This is a genomic window from Parapedobacter tibetensis, from assembly GCF_024704835.1.
GTDB classification, from domain to species: Bacteria; Bacteroidota; Bacteroidia; order Sphingobacteriales; family Sphingobacteriaceae; genus Parapedobacter; species Parapedobacter tibetensis.
Window position 1 is genome coordinate 1 of record NZ_JAMXBE010000030.1, and the last position, 16548, is coordinate 16548.

At 41.8% G+C, this 16548-nt stretch carries 15 protein-coding genes; 11 read left to right on the top strand and 4 right to left on the bottom strand.

The window, feature by feature from the left end:
• Nucleotides 1-367: 367 nt before the first annotated feature.
• From NF543_RS24275 to NF543_RS24305, 7 genes are all read left to right on the top strand, one after another.
• Nucleotides 368-1057 carry an alpha/beta hydrolase gene (locus tag NF543_RS24275; RefSeq protein ID WP_257670764.1) on the top strand — a complete coding sequence of 230 codons (690 nt, stop codon included), beginning with the start codon at nt 368-370 and terminating at the stop codon, nt 1055-1057.
• Nucleotides 1058-1091: 34 nt separating this feature from the next.
• Nucleotides 1092-1325: a hypothetical protein gene (locus NF543_RS24280; protein ID WP_257670765.1), complete on the top strand. Its 234-nt coding sequence runs from the start codon at nt 1092-1094 to the stop codon at nt 1323-1325.
• 369 nt (nt 1326-1694) lie between these two features.
• Nucleotides 1695-2594 carry an AraC family transcriptional regulator gene (locus NF543_RS24285; protein ID WP_257670766.1) on the top strand — a complete coding sequence of 300 codons (900 nt, stop codon included), beginning with the start codon at nt 1695-1697 and terminating at the stop codon, nt 2592-2594.
• On the top strand, nt 2512-4053 hold the full coding sequence (locus NF543_RS24290; RefSeq protein ID WP_257670767.1) for an MFS transporter: 1542 nt from the start codon (nt 2512-2514) through the stop codon (nt 4051-4053). The genes NF543_RS24285 and NF543_RS24290 overlap by 83 nt, the downstream gene beginning before the upstream one ends.
• Nucleotides 4054-4064: 11 nt before the next feature.
• Nucleotides 4065-4556, top strand: coding sequence for a DUF2938 domain-containing protein (locus tag NF543_RS24295; protein WP_257670768.1), 492 nt, complete (start codon nt 4065-4067; stop codon nt 4554-4556).
• Nucleotides 4557-4725: 169 nt separating this feature from the next.
• A complete protein-coding gene (locus NF543_RS24300; RefSeq protein ID WP_257670769.1) occupies nt 4726-5199 on the top strand; it encodes a GyrI-like domain-containing protein in 474 nt (157 codons plus the stop codon).
• Nucleotides 5200-5248: 49 nt separating this feature from the next.
• On the top strand, nt 5249-6175 hold the full coding sequence (locus NF543_RS24305; RefSeq protein ID WP_257670770.1) for a DMT family transporter: 927 nt from the start codon (nt 5249-5251) through the stop codon (nt 6173-6175).
• 114 nt (nt 6176-6289) lie between these two features.
• Here NF543_RS24305 and NF543_RS24310 read toward each other — a convergent pair whose 3' ends face one another.
• Together NF543_RS24310 and NF543_RS24315 are read right to left on the bottom strand one after the other, a co-directional pair.
• On the bottom strand, nt 6290-7399 hold the full coding sequence (locus tag NF543_RS24310) for a transposase (protein ID WP_257670771.1): 1110 nt from the start codon (nt 7397-7399) through the stop codon (nt 6290-6292).
• Nucleotides 7372-7848, bottom strand: a complete 477-nt coding sequence (locus tag NF543_RS24315; RefSeq protein WP_257670772.1) for a transposase — start codon at nt 7846-7848, stop codon at nt 7372-7374. The genes NF543_RS24310 and NF543_RS24315 overlap by 28 nt, the downstream gene beginning before the upstream one ends.
• A 139-nt stretch (nt 7849-7987) precedes the next feature.
• Between NF543_RS24315 and NF543_RS24320 the strand changes: the two genes are divergently transcribed.
• Nucleotides 7988-8638, top strand: coding sequence for an NADPH-dependent FMN reductase (locus NF543_RS24320; RefSeq protein WP_257670773.1), 651 nt, complete (start codon nt 7988-7990; stop codon nt 8636-8638).
• A 129-nt stretch (nt 8639-8767) separates the two neighbouring features.
• Here NF543_RS24320 and NF543_RS24325 read toward each other — a convergent pair whose 3' ends face one another.
• Nucleotides 8768-11134, bottom strand: coding sequence for a TonB-dependent receptor (locus NF543_RS24325; RefSeq protein WP_257670774.1), 2367 nt, complete (start codon nt 11132-11134; stop codon nt 8768-8770).
• Between the two features lie 253 nt (nt 11135-11387).
• Here NF543_RS24325 and NF543_RS24330 point away from each other — a divergent pair, with 253 nt between their 5' ends.
• The 3 genes from NF543_RS24330 to NF543_RS24340 all read left to right on the top strand — a co-directional run bounded on the left by NF543_RS24330 (nt 11388) and on the right by NF543_RS24340 (nt 15033).
• Entirely contained in the window at nt 11388-12428 is a 1041-nt protein-coding gene (locus NF543_RS24330) for a sensor histidine kinase (RefSeq protein WP_257670775.1), read from the top strand.
• On the top strand, nt 12425-13117 hold the full coding sequence (locus tag NF543_RS24335) for a LytR/AlgR family response regulator transcription factor (RefSeq protein ID WP_257670776.1): 693 nt from the start codon (nt 12425-12427) through the stop codon (nt 13115-13117). The genes NF543_RS24330 and NF543_RS24335 overlap by 4 nt, the downstream gene beginning before the upstream one ends.
• A gap of 359 nt (nt 13118-13476) precedes the next feature.
• Nucleotides 13477-15033: a sulfatase family protein gene (locus tag NF543_RS24340; RefSeq protein WP_257670777.1), complete on the top strand. Its 1557-nt coding sequence runs from the start codon at nt 13477-13479 to the stop codon at nt 15031-15033.
• Nucleotides 15034-15259: 226 nt separating this feature from the next.
• On the opposite strand, the gene NF543_RS24345 is transcribed toward NF543_RS24340, so the two are convergent.
• Entirely contained in the window at nt 15260-16228 is a 969-nt protein-coding gene (locus tag NF543_RS24345) for a thioredoxin domain-containing protein (RefSeq protein ID WP_257670778.1), read from the bottom strand.
• Nucleotides 16229-16548: the final 320 nt, after the last annotated feature.

A 16548-nucleotide genomic window follows, 5' to 3' on the forward strand; every position in this document is an offset into this window, starting at 1 on the left:
TTTTAAAGGAACCATCTTGGCATCCATTTATTTAGTCGATACTCCGTAGTGCCTATTGCATTGGATTGCTGGGAACAACTTTCAGGATACGGCGGTTCGTTAATAGATGGAGAGGTGTCCAACATAAAATTTAAAATTAGTACTGATGCGTTAAGTTTTTGCGGCTATGATTTTTTTCACTTTGTGACGGCATAAACCTCGTTAAAGGCATCGCTGAAAGAGGTTACTTGAAATTGTCTGTTTTGAATACCGAGAAAGTCAATTCAAATCAAAAAACCAGTTTACCTAAAAAAAATGTTTAAAATCAATAATTTAATCCGATATTTTCAAAGTTTAACGCATCACCAGTAATTTAAAATTTATAACAATGTCCAAACTATCAACCAAAAAAATTGTAAGGCGATCATTAAAATTTATAATCATAAACTGTATTCTTTATGTCCTTGCCTGTTTCGTTCTTATTTATTGGCCAGTACCTTCAAAAAAGGATATTGAGAATTATGATTACAGTTCAATAAGAACAAGTTCAAAATATCATTCGACAGGAGAAAACGAATGGATTCAAACAAGAAGTAAAGAAAAATTATTTTGTAGGGTTTTTCCAAGTGAAAGTAAAACTGTACTTATCCTAATTCATGGTTCCGGCTCAGAAGGCAGGTATCTAAGCAATTTAGCCCAATCTTTAGCAGAAAATAATACCGCTACAGTAATTACTCCAGATTTAAGAGGGCACGGTGAAAGTGCTTTTAAAAAAGGGGATATTTCTTATATAGGTCAACTGGAAAACGACATTGAGGATATTATTGATTATACTAAAAATCAACTTTCTGCAAAAAAGATAATTTTAGCAGGACATTCTTCTGGGGGTGGTTTGGTTCTAAGATATTTAGGCAATCAAAAATTAACAAAAATCGATAAAGCGATTATGATTTCTCCTTATTTGGGGCATACTTCTCCTACCGTAAAATCAAATAGTGGAGGATGGGTTACAGTGGCTGTTAAAAGATGGATAGGCTTATCCATGCTTAATCACTTAGGAGTAACATATTTTAATTAATGACAAATTACAGCTATCATCATATTCATATCGTATGGCTGTAAATTTTGCTCCGAAAGATTATCAAGAGGATATTTTGCGTATAGAAACTCCTTCATTAGTTTTAGTTGGAAAAAATGATGAAAGTTTTTATCCCGATCAATTTAAAACTGTATTTGAACCTGCTGAAAATTGGGTAAGTGTGAAAATTCTACAAGATGCGAGTCACCTCGATGTAGTAAGTGACAAAAAAACTATAAAGGAGATAATGAATTGGATAAAAGAGTAATAAAATTGTACCAATCATAAAAACATTTGCGAATCGAATAGACGGCTCCGTCAGAAATTGACGGAGTGCACTTCTCACACCACTCCTCGAAATACAAGCAGATGTGAAACTGATGTAACAATGGTAACCGTTGCAGAACCTTATAAAATATCAATGGCGTTGAAGGGTTTTGGGGCCATGTCAAGATCAGATAACTAAATTTAAAGGGGGGCGAACAAAGACACGTTTTGTTTGCATCTTAAAGGAACCGAGTTCATATATAATTATAGAAACAAAAATTTGTATAAATTACTCATAGAAAATTCAAGAAAAATCCTCTTAAGTTGTCACACCCCATTTTCTTTTACGTTACTTGTTATATGCAAAAACATGGACGGTAATTTCAAAAATAACAAAATCCTTCGCTTTAAACTTCAAATGAAAGAAATTCCAATAAGAACCATAAAAGAACCTGATTTTTTGGGAAGTTTCACCATTAGTGATCTTGGAGATTTGCTTACTGAAAAGGATATGGTTGAAAGGCTTCACCGGCACAATTTCTTTTTTGTTTTGGCAATTGAAAAAGGTACCGGAAAGCATAGTATTGATTTCACTGCCTATCCCGTTACTGATTACTCAGTTTTTGTTATCCGTCCCGGACAAGTGCATGAACTCCTATTAAAACAAGGAAGCAAAGGTTATTTAATGGCATTTGACTCCAGCTTTTATTCTCCTCGTGACGAACCGAAAAATAAGGTGTTTCGAAAGGTGAGCCGGAAGAATTATTATGAACTCAATTCCGGCAAGTTCAAGAAATTACTTCTTATTCTCGATTACATCTTTCAGGAGTATTCCGACAAGGAAGATGGTCATAAAGAGATTATCAAAGCAAATTTAGACATGCTTTTTATTGAATTAGCCCGACAAAGCCGGGACGCTGACAGTATTTCAAAAAGTAATACCCCCTATGCCCAAGAACGCCTTGAAGAACTTTTAGGGTTATTGGAATCACATATTTGCACAAACAAGCAAGTGGTGCATTATGCAGAAATGCTACACCTAACTCCTTATCAACTGAATGCCATAACCAAAAATACTTTAGGGAAAATCTGTTCTCAATTGATAAATGACCAAGTTGTACTTGAAGCGAAAAGAAACTTGCTTGCAACCTCGAATCAGGTAAATGAAATTGCTTACCATTTAGGTTATGAAGACACTTCTTACTTTATTCGGTTCTTCAAAAAACACGCAGGCTTCTCTCCCGAAACCTTCAGGCAGAATTTTAAATAAGTCCTGTTCCACTTTAGTTTCCTCCTATCACTTGCTTTACGGCTCGACCTATCTTTGCAAGAAAGTAAAGTATTCAAAAATGAGCAGTCGAAAAATGGCAGTTTTTTATGTATTAGCTGTCATACAAGCTACCCTGATTTTTACCATAAGCCTGATTTTTATCCCGTTACCGGAAATAGCCGAGGAAATGAATTTGCAACAGGCAGATTTACTGTTAATTACAGCATCTTACGGCCTTCCTTACAGTGGCTTGCTGCTTTTCGGAGGAAGATTAACAGATAAATTCGAGTCAAAAAATATTTTCATCATTGGCTTGGTCATCTTTGCATTAGCTTCGGTTGCTGCCGCATTTTCGCCTAATTTTGAGACTCTTGTGACCATGCGCTTTATGCAGGGAGTTGGTGGTTCACTCATCGCCCCATCTGCTATTGGGATTTTAAGAGCAGTATTTATTAACCAACAGGAATTTAGCAAGGTAATGGCGGAGTGGGGAACTGTTTCGGTGCTTGGAGCCGCTATTGGTCCGGTATTTGGAGGTATAATAATTTCTTGGGTGTCATGGCGCTGGCTGTTTCTTATCCCCGTTTTGGTTTCACTTTCCGGGATATTGTTCACAAAATTCAGATTAGGTAAGATTACAACATTGAATCCAAAACGGAATACACTACGTCTTGATCTTTCCGGTGCACTTTTGGCAACTTTAGGAATTTCGATAGGAAGCTATGGACTCATTGCAGTGGATGCATATTCATGGAATTCTACGCTTGTCATTGTATCGCTCATCACTGGGGCGGTATTCTTAGTAGCATTTTTCATAATAGAGCAAAAAGTAGAAACGCCTTTGCTTCCGACTTCTTTTCTAAGAGATTCTGTGCGTGCTATCGGGCTTATGAGTATTCTATTGGCAGCTGCAGCTTCCAGTTTAAGCATGTTTTTATTGTCCCTGTTTTTGCAACAGATCAAAGGATGGACACCTATGGAAACGGCCGGAGGTTATGTACCATTTGCAGTGACGCTTTTGGTCATGAACAAATTTTCTGTTCGACTCATAGAAAAATGGGGGGCACTCAGAATTACGCTAATGGGTTTTCTCATGGGTGCTTTGGCCTTCGCATTGCTGACGTTTATTGATTATGACAGTACGTTCGGCTGGAACCTGTTGCCGGGATATATTCTCTTGCCAATAGGAATGTCCATGATTTTTGCCGGCTCTGTCGTGCTTTCTACAGTAAATGTAAAACAATCCCAAATTGGTTTGGCGGGAGGTGTAATGAACACGTCTATGGAACTTGGCCCTACGGTAGGACTGGCCGTATTTATGTCTATTGCCGCCCTGAAAGCGGATGTTGTATCAGGCTACTCTTTGGCATTTTTATCTGCAGGAATCGCTTATGCAGTTACTTTCTTACTTATCCTGTTCAGAATATATAAAACCCGAAACAAAAAACAATCAAATTAAAAACCAAGAATATGAATATAATAGTAAATACAATTTTAGTAGGCATAGGAGCTACACTTACGATGGATATTTATGCTTTAATATTAAAACTTTTCGGCATAAAATCCCTTGACTATCGATTGGTAGGCCGTTGGATTGGGCACTTTCCAGAAGGGAAATTTTTTCATAATAAAATTATGGATGCTCCCCCTGTTCAAAATGAACAAATTATCGGTTGGATAGCCCATTATTCTATCGGGATTACATTTGCATTCCTACTGGTTTTTATTTATGGAAAAAATTGGTTGGATAAACCTACACTTATCCCAGCTCTAATTATTGGCATAGTTACCATTGTTGCACCATTTTTCTTGATGCAGCCTGCTTTCGGTTTCGGAATTGCCGGATCCAACTTACCAAACCCCGGTAGAGTCATGCTTATGAGCTTTATTATCCACTGCATTTTTGGAATTGGTTTGTATTTGAGTACTTTATTGTTAAATCAAATAATAAAGGCTAGCTGAAAAATTCTGCATTATTCTGTAACGAAAGCACAAGAACATTTTGAGCCACACAAAATCACATTGGAGCAATACTTTGAAGAATGCCAAAAAAAATGGTCAGATACCCCCTGACATACCCTTGTCACAAGGTCAATCTAATTTTGCCACAAATCAAAAAAACATTTGAAATATGCAAAAAGTAAGAATTGAACCATTTAAGTTAATTGGTATTGGCATACGAACCACCAATGAAAACAATCAGGCTAACAAAGAAATTGCCGAATTGTGGCAACGTTTTATGGGTGAAAACATTTTAGGAAAAATCCCTAACAAAGTAGATAACACAATCTACTCTTTGTATACGGAATATGAGGGCGACCATACAAAGCCTTATACTGCAATGCTCGGATGCAAGGTGAAGGACTTGAGTGTAGTCCCCGAAGGAATGATTGGAAAATCATTTGAGGGCGGAACATACATAAAAACTTCTACCAAAGGAGATTTGATGAAAGGATTGATTGTAAACCATTGGGCCAAAATTTGGGAAATGGATTTGGATAGAGCCTATACGGCAGATTTTGATACCTTTGGAGAAAAAGCCCAAAATCCATCGAATGCAGAAGTGGATTTTTATGTGGCTATAAACGAGTTGGCAACAATCTAAAAAACAAGTTTATTTCAAAATTCTATATAAATATTACCCATTAATATAAATGAGCGGACAGAATAATAAAATAGCATATTTACAATTATTCCTTGCTATGGCAATAGTTGGAAGTACAGTTGTTGTCAGCAAATTGATTGCTGATTCATTTCCCACATTTTTCGGTACATCTTTAACCTTAATCGTTGCATTAATCGGAATAACACCTTTTTATCTATATCAAAAAAAGGATATTAAAATTACACTTAAAACAAGTGACTGGAAGTATCTTGTATTACAATCTTTATCGGGAGTTGTTTTGTTCAGGGTCTTAAGTTTTTATGGTCTGAAAATGACCTCGTCAGTTGATGCGGGAATCATTACAAGTACAACACCTGCAATTATTGCCTTACTGGCAATGTTTCTGCTAAAAGAAAGGATTTCAAAAAATATGTGGATTGGAATTATTTTTGCTATTTTGGGAGTCTCCATAATCAACTTATTTACAGAAGTTCATAATTCACCTGAAGGTGTTAATGATAAAATTTCGGGTAATCTTATAATTATTTTTGCTGTTGCTTGCGAGGCTCTGTTTACCATTTTCAGAAAGAAAACACCAAATATTCCCGCAATACACGGCTCGTTCCACATTATTTGGATTGGACTTGTTTTATCCATTCCATTTGCGTTTTTGGACATAGATTATTCAGCATTGAGAAATTATTCTTTTGACGACTATCTTCCAATTATGTATTATGGAATATTCGGTTCTGTAATTGCATTTATCCTTTGGTTTGATGGGGTTTCAAAAGTTTCTGCAAGCGTAGCCGGATTATTTACTGGAATCATGCCTGTTAGTGCCGTGATTTTATCATTTTTATTCCTGAATGAAACCATCAAATGGTATCATATGATTGGAGTAGGGTTAGTTTTAACAGGTATATATTTTGGGTCAAGAAAAAATAAAATCGAGATTCCCGAAAGAGTATCGCAATAACAACATCAGAAGAGCCAGCAGGTAACAAAGGTAACCGTTGCACAAGCCTCTAATTCTTAGAAAGGCTGCCTCATTTAAATCGCTTTTAAGCAGTTTTCTCTTTTTAAGTGAGTATTATACTCTAATATTTGAGAGGCTTAACATCCATCTGTTGATCACTAGCAAGGTCTTTTTCAAATTAAAAAACAAAACGAGTCTGCCCGCCCCACTTTTAGTGTGTTTTTCTATAAATTTCAGGTACTTCTTCAAGTTGTAGGCGATGGCCGATAGCTGCATACACTTGTTCGCCTGTTTTAATCCCAGCGTATTTACCTTGCGCAGCCCCATAAACTGGGTCAGTGTTCCAAAAACCGGTTCTACCGTGCTTTGCCGCTTGCCTTTCATATAACGTCCTTGCGGACTGTTTACTCGTTTGTTGTTACGCTCATATTCTTTTCTGTAGGCAGTTATGTTGATCCGCTTTTCATGGCTCTTGCCAATACATTGCTCTTTTATAGGGCATCCCTTGCAATCACCCCGCTTGGTAAAATAGTTATCTTTTAAGGTCCCTTTTTCTAGCTTCTGCTTCCTAAAGGTTACTTTCTTTCCCTCTGGGCATAACCAATAGTTTCCTTCTTGATGATGTACAAAACCATCGGGACCTCCTTTATAGGTGCCGTGCGGTGGGATAAAACTTTTAAGCCCGCGTCTTTCAAGGAACGCATAATTCTCCCCACTGCTATATCCAGTATCGGCTACACAGTTCTCCCATAACAAGCTCGACTTCCACAACCTTCGCTGTACACGAGAGACAATATCCGCCAACTGCTGGTTGTCCTTTCCATCGGCATGATAAGCCCTGATATCGGTAATTACATGGTTGCCCGTATCTACCGTTAACTGGGACAGGTAGTTGAGCTTCCTTGCCTTGCCCGGTTTCACACTGATGCGGGCATCGGGGTCGGTCGGGCTGTAATGCGTTTTGTTGCTGGTGTACCTCGAGCCTTTGTTCCCTGCCCCGGGACGCTGGTCTTGCTCCTTTGCCCATTTCTTGTTACGGCTCTTTATGGACTGAAGCTCCTTTTTGCTTGCCGATAAGCTTTGTTGTGCTTTGCTGGCTTTATCCCCCTTGGATTTACGCAGAGGCTGTTCTTTATCACGCTCACTGATATGACGAACCCTTCGTAAGTGTGCTTCCAGTTCTTCTTCAGCTACTTTTAGTTCCAAGCCTGTCCATAGAGGCATTGGCCTTTTACAGGAGCACTGTCAATGGCCTGGGTATGGCCACTGACCATCCCTGCCGATACGCACAGTTCAAATACCTTGGTAAACACCTCTTCAAAGATAGCTTCTGGAAATAGTTGTCGGGTGCGGCTAATCGTAGAATGCCATGGGAGCTGTTCATCCATGTCATGATCCAAAAAATATAGAATATCCAAACGCATGCTACAATGCTCCATCAGTTTGCGGTCGCTAACAATATTTTCTAAATACCCAACCAAACAAAGCTTAAAGAAAACCACAGGGTCAATGCTCTTCTGCCCGCTACTGCCATAAAAACCTTTGGTAAGTGGATAAAGAAAATCTAAGGAGATGGCTGTTTTTAACCGACGGTAAAAATTGTGCTCCGGGACATGTTCGCTTAATTGAAAATGGTTAAACAGTTTTTCTTGATAGGTCTTTTTTCCTTGCATGCTTCAATTTAACAATACAAGGAAAACTTAATATCATCTCAATATGATTTTTTTACTAACTTGTGCAACAGACACATTGTATAAGCGTAATGTAGGCTAAATCGCTAAAATTGAATATTTTGGCTTCTATCAAAGTTTAGTGCAAGCAGACAGTGAATCACTCAAAACCCGCATTACGCTTATACTAGGCCGTTACCTGCAAGCTGAAGAAATTACGAGAATACAAACAAACTTAATGGTGAAAAAGAAAAAAATACTTGGAATTTGCGGAAGTGCAAGTCGAAATTCAGCGAATCTTTTAATTCTAAACATTATAGCTGAACTTGGAAAATCTGATTTTGAGTTAGAAATATCGGATAATTTGACCGAATTACCACATTTCAAAACAGAACTGACCGAAAAAAGTGTACCCGAAAAAATTGTCGGATTTAGGAATAGAATTGCAAATGCCGACGGAATTATTATCTGTACGCCAGAATATGTTTTCAGTATCCCAAGCGGACTTAAAAACGCAATTGAATGGTGTGTATCGACAACTGTTTTTTCCGACAAACCAATTGGCCTCATAACAGCTTCCGCAAGTGGTATAAAAGGACACGAAGAATTGAAACTGATTATGGAAACTGTACAAACCAATTTTACAGACGAAACAACGCTTCTAATTCAAGGAATAAAGGGCAAAGTGGATAAGGAAGGAAAGATTCTTGATAAAGAAACCGAAAATGAACTGAAAAAATTTATTCAATCATTTAAAACCCTGACGAAAAAGCCAGCAGGTAACAGCGTGTAAAAATAATTGCTACATTTGGGTTAAACTGCAACTATTCTTACACGCAAACCGTTATAAGAAGTTGGACGTATCTGAAAGATATGTACTGATAAAGTTTGTTCTTCTTTACTTTTATTATTTGGAATATTACTAGAAACTATTGCCGGAATATGTCATCGCGTCTCCCTTACCAAAACTATAGCTTATGCCCAGGGTAAAAAATCGTCCTCTCTGGGAGAAATTATACACAGAAAAATCGTCCTGGTAGACATTAGACTCCCATATTCTGGATGAAAAAACGTCGCGTACTCCCAGGTTTATTACTGCCTTTCCATTCCACAGTCTTTTCCTCACTCCTACATCGGCAAAAGCAAAACCGGAAACATCTCCCTGAACCGTCGGGTAACCGGATTGATAATTTGTGGTAAGTTCCAAATCAAAATCCGCCGCAAGCTTGAATTTCGAATTTACCCTGAAAGACCACTGGTCCCCGCTAAAATCGAAGTTCTGTTCCTGGTAATCTCCCTTGCGCTGGAAGAATCCGTAATTAAAATCACCGCTTAGGGTAATGGCTCTCACGGGGGTGTATTTTCCATTGATCTCCAGGCCTGTCTTTCGATTGGTCCCGATATTCATCGGTGTGGTAACATTCACATTGTCCTCAAAAGTGGAGACCCGCTCCATAACATCGGTGGTGTAGAGATGGTAAATACTACTGTTCAACGATGCCTTTTCGAAGATAAAGATACTTGTAATCTCATAAGAATCTGCAAATTGGGGCTGTAAGTTGGGATTTCCCCTTCGGATGTTATAATTGTTCCTGATATTGAAAAAAGGATTGAGGTCCCAGAGTTCGGGCCTGGAAACTCTCCTCGTATATCCCAGCTGCAGGGAATAGTTGTCATTCAGTTTATAAGAGGTGTGGATAGAAGGGAATAAATTGGTGTAATCCTGTTGATTTTCTTCGTTGGTATCGGTAAGCAGGGTGTTGAGGTTTGTATTTTCCAGCCTCAGGCCAAGTTTCACCCCGAACCTTTCACCTTCATAAGCGCCGGTACCATAGATCCCGAGGACTTTTTGTTTGTATTCGAAATTGTTGGTAAGGCCGGCATCCGGGACCCATTCGCCATTCTCCTGATTGAACACCGCATAATCATTTCCAACGTTGTTGATCTCGTATAGCGCACCGGTTTCCAGGGTAAACTGTTCTGAAAAAGGGTTGGTATAGTCCAGTTTAAAAACAAAATCACGCTGATAAAAGTCGGTAGCGGTACGCTGGTCCGGGTCTGTTTCGGAACCGACCGTCGGTGTGTTGGTAAACTCCGAAGACTGCTCCTTGCCAAAAAAGCTCCCCAAAGTACTGAATAATAAAACATGATCTTCGTTATTCCTGAACTGCTTTTTATACTGCAGGTCATATTGATATTCGGGGTTTTTGGCTGAGGTGTTTTCCGCTCTTAAATATTCGGAAATAAGCGCATCCCCCGCATCGTAAAAACCTAATGTGGTCTGCGATGGCAGGTCTTCTTTTTCATACGTGAAGGCCCCGGAGAGGGTCAGGGTGTTGTAATCGTTAATGTAATAATCCGTTCCCAGGGTAATATTAAAAAAAGCTTCGTTCCGGTATTCCGTCCCGTTACTGTGCACCTCAGTATCGTCGGTAAGGTTCCTGTTGATACTTTCATTATCCCAGGGGAGCGAGGCGTAACCCGCACCGAATTGCGTGAAAAAATTAAAATTTTCCGTTCTCCTGTTCAGACTTACCCCTATACTATGGTTGTCCGGCGTTCCGGTATTGGCGGAAACAGACCCGTTAAACCCTTTCTTTTCTTCCTTTTTCAGGATGATATTGATGATGCCGGATGTTCCTTCCGCTTCGTACTTGGCAGAAGGGTTGGTAATGACCTCCACACTTTCGATCATATCGGCCGTTATGGTGCCCAGCGCTTTGCTCTCTTCACTGGCTAAAACGGAAGGCTTACCGTTTATAAGTATCTGCACCCCGGAATTTCCCCTTAGCTTGATCTCCCCTTCGATACTCACATTGACGGAAGGTACGTTATTCAGAACGTCCAAAGCCCCTGCACCGGTGCTACTGATATCCGACCCTACATGGTATACCCTTTTGTCGAGTTTGAATTCCACCGTTGAACGTTCCCGGGTTATGACCACCTCATCCAATGCCTCGCTATCTGGGGACAATGCTACTTTACCAAGATCAATGGTCGTGCCTATTTCAAAATCTTTGATGGTCTTACTCAGGTAGCCCATAAAGCTGATCTCAATAAAAAATTCTTCCACCGTTGTGGATACTTCAAAATTGCCATTTTCGTCCGTGGTTACGCCGGTCACTCGCGTACCCGAGCGTTCCGTAATCACCACGGTGGCATACGCCAATGCCTCCTGATCGGTGGCGTCGATAATCGTTCCGGTCACAGTTTTACGCTCTTGGGCTATAAGAAAATGACCGGTTAGCAATAAAACGCCAAGCAACACTGTTTTTAGGATATTCTTCATAATACGTGTATCTTTTTCAATTTATCTGATTTGATCGTCCAAAGGAATGAAGGAAATAAAAAACAAGCAACAAAGATTGGGTGAACAACAAATCTTATCCAGTGAACGACATGCCAGCTACTTTTTTCCGGTATAGGATACGTAAAACAGCAAAATAGGTAAGTTACCCCCCGGATAATGCACATCGGGGGTGTAATCCTGTCGTTCAGGGGTTATGGTTTGGGAAATAGGACAAAAAGCATATTTTTATACCATGAATTTATCATTTCGACCATCCAGATCCTTGTTTTACGAAATCTTGTACCAGGTGCTCCTCCTGGGGATAGTCTTTATTTTTTATTCTTTTGACCGGGTGGGTCACGGTATCGAAACGCGGGTAGAAGGCTACGAGATCGCATTTTTCCTCAATTACACCCTTGTCGCCTTTGTCATCAATTACGGCTTACTTCCCAAATACCTTTATCGCAAAAAATACGGGCACTTCTTTTTCTACTTGCTAGTTTTGATCGTCGTAATGAGCTTTGTGGAAGAAGGGGTTTTAGAAAGAATTTATTTCCCTACAAACAGGGGAACCGATTTCCCTGGGGTATTCTACGAACTTTGGGATGCCATACCAACGATAACCATCCTCGCTGGGTTTAAATTTGCATGGGACGCCCTGAAAAAACAGCGTGAACTGGAAGAGATCAGAAGTGCGGTAAAGGAGAGCGAATTACAGTTCTTAAGGTCACAAATAAACCCCCATTTCCTGTTCAATAATTTAAACAACCTGTATTCCTACGCTTTGGAAGGTTCTTCCAAAACTCCCGAAATTATCCTGGAATTATCGTCTGTGCTCCGCTATGTACTATACGAATGCCAGACAGAATACGTATCTTTAGAAAAAGAAATACAGCACTTAAAGGATTTTGTGAAATTGAGTGAATTGCAATTGGAAGGCCGATCGAAAATCGATTTTTCCTGTAACGATATCGCATCCGGTTTTTTTGTGGCCCCGCTTATATTTCTGGTCTTTATCGAAAACGCATTCAAACATAGCATGTCCAGTTTAAGTGAAAACATCCGGATATCGATCGCTATCTCCTTGACAGAAGATGTGTTGCATTTCCGGTGCGAAAACACCTTTTCTGAAGAATCCAATATCAAGAGTTTGTCCAGCGGCATTGGACTGGATAATGTAAAAAGGAGACTGCGTATACTATACCCTAAATCGCATGAACTGAGTATGGAAAAGGAGAGCGGAATATACAAGGTTTTCCTGAAAATGAAGCTTCACAAACGAAACGGAAGATGAATTGTATTATAATCGAAGATCAGGCACCTGCTCAGCGTATCCTGAAAAAATATATACAGGAATTCGGCTCGTTGGACTTGAAAGAAAGTTTTGCCGATCCGATCGCGGCCCTGGATTATTTGAAATCCGAGAAAACGGACCTAATCTTTCTGGATATCCACCTGCCGAAAATTTCAGGGGTCGACTTTTTGAATACCTTAAAACACTCGCCCAAAGTGATCATTACTACGGCATTTTCCGATTATGCCGTCAGGAGTTATGAATTCGATGTGGCAGATTACCTGTTAAAACCATTTTCTTTTGAAAGGTTTGTCAAGGCTGTCAACAAAGCCATGTCTGTAACACCCCAACCTGTACAAGGGCAGGGACAGAGAAAAGGAACCGATTTTTTTGTGAAGTCGGGGTATGAATACTATAAGATCAACAGCAATGATATTATCTATATCGGCTCTGATATGGACTACACCGAATTGCATTTGGGAGACCGGAAACATCTCACTACGGAAACACTACAAAACTGGGAGGAGAAATTGCGGGATCACAATTTTTACAGGGTACATAAGTCCTTTCTGGTCAATTTATCCAAGGTCAAGAAAATTTCCGGGAACATGATCTCTCTCGAAGGGGATCACAACGTCCCCATTGGCAGGTCATATAAGGACTTCTTCGTTTCCCGGTTCCTGAAGTAAATGGAAATCAGTTCGCCCAGCGCACCGTTTTGTAGGTAGGTACTCCCGTAATGATGGATTCACCGAGAAAAAATTTAGCCTTTTTTATGGTCATCTAAGTGATTATCTTTGTTCGTGGTAAAACTATATACTTTAGTCGAACTTATCACGCTGATTACAGTATGAAATTTAAACATGAGACGTTTTTACACCCTTTTGATATAACGAGGAACAAAGATGTGTCTATGTTTGCAATACAGTATATCACCAGTTTAAGAACTTAAAAACAAATCTAATGAGGGGAAATACCTATTTGAAACTGTTGGTTACTTTTTCAAAATAGATTTAACCAATAATATATCGTGATCAATCAAGTAAAAATGAATAAGCTAATCGGAATACAGTTATTAATCGTCTTATGCTTAAGCTGGTGCGGGAAATCGGTTGGGCAAACGGCCAAACATCCCAACATCATCTACATCATGAGCGATGACCATGCATACCGAGCGGTGAGCGCTTATGGTCACGGTCTGAACGAGACACCCAATATCGACCGCATCGCACGGGAAGGCGTGTTGTTTACCCGAGCCACGGTCACCAATTCGCTCTGTGCACCGAGCCGGGCCGTGCTGCTCACCGGCAAGCACAGCTTCATCAACGGTAAGGTGGACAACCAGGAACGTTTCAACTGGGACCAGGACAATTTTCCGAAACTGCTCCAACAGGCGGGTTACCAGACGGCCATGGTGGGCAAGATCCATATGGACGGACTGCCGCAAGGGTTTGATTATTCGGCAGTACTGCCCGGTCAGGGGCAGTACTACAACCCGGATTTTATCATTAACGGCAAAAAAGAGCGTCTCCATGGCTACGTGACCGATATCACGACCGATCTGGCGCTGGAATGGCTGGAGGAACGCGACGGGGACAGACCGTTCTGCCTGCTTTACCACCAGAAGGCACCCCACCGGAACTGGCAACCCGCTCCGCGGTATTTGACATTGTATGATGATACGACATTCACCCCCCCAGCCACCTATTTCGACGATTACACGGGGAGGGGCACGGCTGCCAAAACGCAGGAGATGGAAGTGGCTACACACGCCCAATGGGGCCATGATTTTAAATTGCTGACCGACCCCAACGGGAAGCCAACGGGATTTGACCGGGAGCTGAACCGCATGGACGAAGCACAGCGCAAACAGTGGATGGAAGCCTATGAACCCAAAAACAGGGCTTTCCTTCAATCGGGACTGACCGGAAAGGAACTTGCCCTGTGGAAATATAACCGGTATATCAAGGATTATCTGCGTACCATCCGCTCGGTGGATGACGGCGTGGGTGAGTTGCTGGACTACCTGGAGGAGCACGGACTGGCCGAAAACACGATCGTAGTTTACACCTCGGACCAGGGTTTCTACCTGGGTGAACATGGCTGGTTCGACAAGCGGTTCATGTACGAGGAGTCGCTGCGCACCCCGCTGATGATCCGCTATCCGAAGGAGATCAAGGCGGGTACGGAAACTGATGCATTGGTGCAGAACCTGGATTTCGCGCCGACATTCCTAGACTATGCGGGCGTGGAGATTCCGGCGGACATACAGGGCGAGTCGTTCCGGAAACTGGTGTCCGGGGAGACGAAAGATTGGCGAGATGCAATCTATTATACCTATTACGAATACCCTTCCGTCCACATGGTCAAGCGGCATTACGGTATCCGGACGGATCGCTATAAGCTGATGCATTTCTACTATGATATCGATGAATGGGAGCTGTATGACCTGGAGAAAGATCCCCGGGAAATGCGCAATGTGTATGACGACCCTGAATACAAAGAAGTGCGGGAGACGATGCACAGGAAGCTGGAAGAAGTAAGGAAAAAGTACAAAGATTCCGACGAGAACAACCAGCGGTTTATCAGTAGCAAAAATTTATGAAAAGAAATCCCTAGCTGATATTTTCCGGTTCATCTAAGCACTTGCCTTATTCAAATTGTTTTTTAAAAAATGAAATCATGGGGGCTAAAAACAACTCCTTTTCAACTGAACCCATGGAACTGTTTTATCATCCATACATAAGCCCCCGATAGCATGCTTTCCGGCATGCTATCGGGGGCTATTTGTAGATTACCCCATGTTGGCGAAAATAGTTCTATTTTTTCGCTCACCGGGCCGCCATTGCTTCATTGGCATATTCATTGAGCAACCAAGTGTAGTAGTCTTTCGTCTGGGGGGCCAGTTGCCCGGCATACCGGTTGGCATGGGCCATCCACGCGTCCTGCAACACCACCCAGTCTTCCCGCCGTTCCAGCAGTTCGAGCGCCATCCGGTCGATCGTAGATTCCAGTGCAGCCTGTGGGTATTTGGCCTTCACTTTGGCGGCCAATGCCCGGGCATCCACCTTGCGATCACCCACATGCGACAGGAACTCCTCCTCCAGGATGATGGCTTCTAATTTCTCCAGCACCCGCTCTTTACCCAGCACCGCACCCGCCTCTTCCATGTTGCCGAGCAGCAGCGCAAAGCCGGGCATATCGCTGCTTTGCGTGTTACGCAGGACGAAACGCAGCGTTTCGGGTGTGTAGAACTCCGGCAGGCTTTCGAGATACGCCGCCATGAAACGGGACGCATTCCGCGTATCTGCCGCATCGGTGGCCATCGCCACCAGCTGTTCGAGCAGTCCAGCCGAGCGGTCGCCCCGCTCGAACCGGTCAACCAGCGTATGGTACCGGGTTTCCGGTACAAGCGACTTCTTGATCTTTGCGATGAATTCATAGGGATACCGCTCGCCTACCACTTGGTGCACCAAGGCACCGCTCCCGTCATAGACCAGGTAACTCGGCCCTTTTCCCCCGGCGTCCCGGCCCTTGGTGGCGGCAGTGGCTGTTTCCTCCACCACCACGAAATGTCCGTCCATCAGCTGCTTCACGTGCTTGTTACCCAGCACCTTTTCCCTTACCGCTCCATCATCGGCCCCGAAACGGGCCACCAGCACCAGTTTGTCTTCCGCACGCGCCTGTGCCAGCGCTTCTTTGAAATCGCTGCCCTTGGGTTGTGCGAGCGCCAACATCGGCACGGCCAGCAGCATCATCACTAAGTTTTTCATTTTCATTCTTTGTTGTTTAACAATCATTTTTTTTCTCCTTATTTATTCCTATATAGGGGTAATCCAAACCCGTTTATTCCTTCACGAGTTATCATGAGACAAAGGAAAATAAAAATCTTATCCCTCTTTCACACCATATTTGTGTGAAACCCTACCCCAATTTTGGTGGGAAGATCCCAAGTAACAGACGTAAGCGGAAATAAATGCCGCGAAGTGCGACAGTTGCTGTTGCAGTGTGTTGCAGTTAGTCGCACTTCTTCATGGTTGGCCGGCCGTCACCTATCATTGCACCATCATTCACCAAAAAGAAAGGAGTACAATGATGGATGCAACGATGCATGGACAAT

Bases quoted from the DNA above. Each gene is read 5' to 3' on its own strand.
- NF543_RS24275 (WP_257670764.1), top strand. From the start codon at position 368: ATGTCCAAACTATCAACCAAAAAAATTGTAAGGCGATCATTAAAATTT.
- NF543_RS24280 (WP_257670765.1), top strand. From the start codon at position 1,092: ATGGCTGTAAATTTTGCTCCGAAAGATTATCAAGAGGATATTTTGCGT.
- NF543_RS24285 (WP_257670766.1), top strand. From the start codon at position 1,695: ATGGACGGTAATTTCAAAAATAACAAAATCCTTCGCTTTAAACTTCAA.
- NF543_RS24290 (WP_257670767.1), top strand. From the start codon at position 2,512: ATGAAGACACTTCTTACTTTATTCGGTTCTTCAAAAAACACGCAGGCT.
- NF543_RS24295 (WP_257670768.1), top strand. From the start codon at position 4,065: ATGAATATAATAGTAAATACAATTTTAGTAGGCATAGGAGCTACACTT.
- NF543_RS24300 (WP_257670769.1), top strand. From the start codon at position 4,726: ATGCAAAAAGTAAGAATTGAACCATTTAAGTTAATTGGTATTGGCATA.
- NF543_RS24305 (WP_257670770.1), top strand. From the start codon at position 5,249: ATGAGCGGACAGAATAATAAAATAGCATATTTACAATTATTCCTTGCT.
- NF543_RS24310 (WP_257670771.1), bottom strand. From the start codon at position 7,399: ATGCCTCTATGGACAGGCTTGGAACTAAAAGTAGCTGAAGAAGAACTG.
- NF543_RS24315 (WP_257670772.1), bottom strand. From the start codon at position 7,848: ATGCAAGGAAAAAAGACCTATCAAGAAAAACTGTTTAACCATTTTCAA.
- NF543_RS24325 (WP_257670774.1), bottom strand. From the start codon at position 11,134: ATGAAGAATATCCTAAAAACAGTGTTGCTTGGCGTTTTATTGCTAACC.
- NF543_RS24330 (WP_257670775.1), top strand. From the start codon at position 11,388: ATGAATTTATCATTTCGACCATCCAGATCCTTGTTTTACGAAATCTTG.
- NF543_RS24335 (WP_257670776.1), top strand. From the start codon at position 12,425: ATGAATTGTATTATAATCGAAGATCAGGCACCTGCTCAGCGTATCCTG.
- NF543_RS24340 (WP_257670777.1), top strand. From the start codon at position 13,477: ATGAATAAGCTAATCGGAATACAGTTATTAATCGTCTTATGCTTAAGC.
- NF543_RS24345 (WP_257670778.1), bottom strand. From the start codon at position 16,228: ATGATTGTTAAACAACAAAGAATGAAAATGAAAAACTTAGTGATGATG.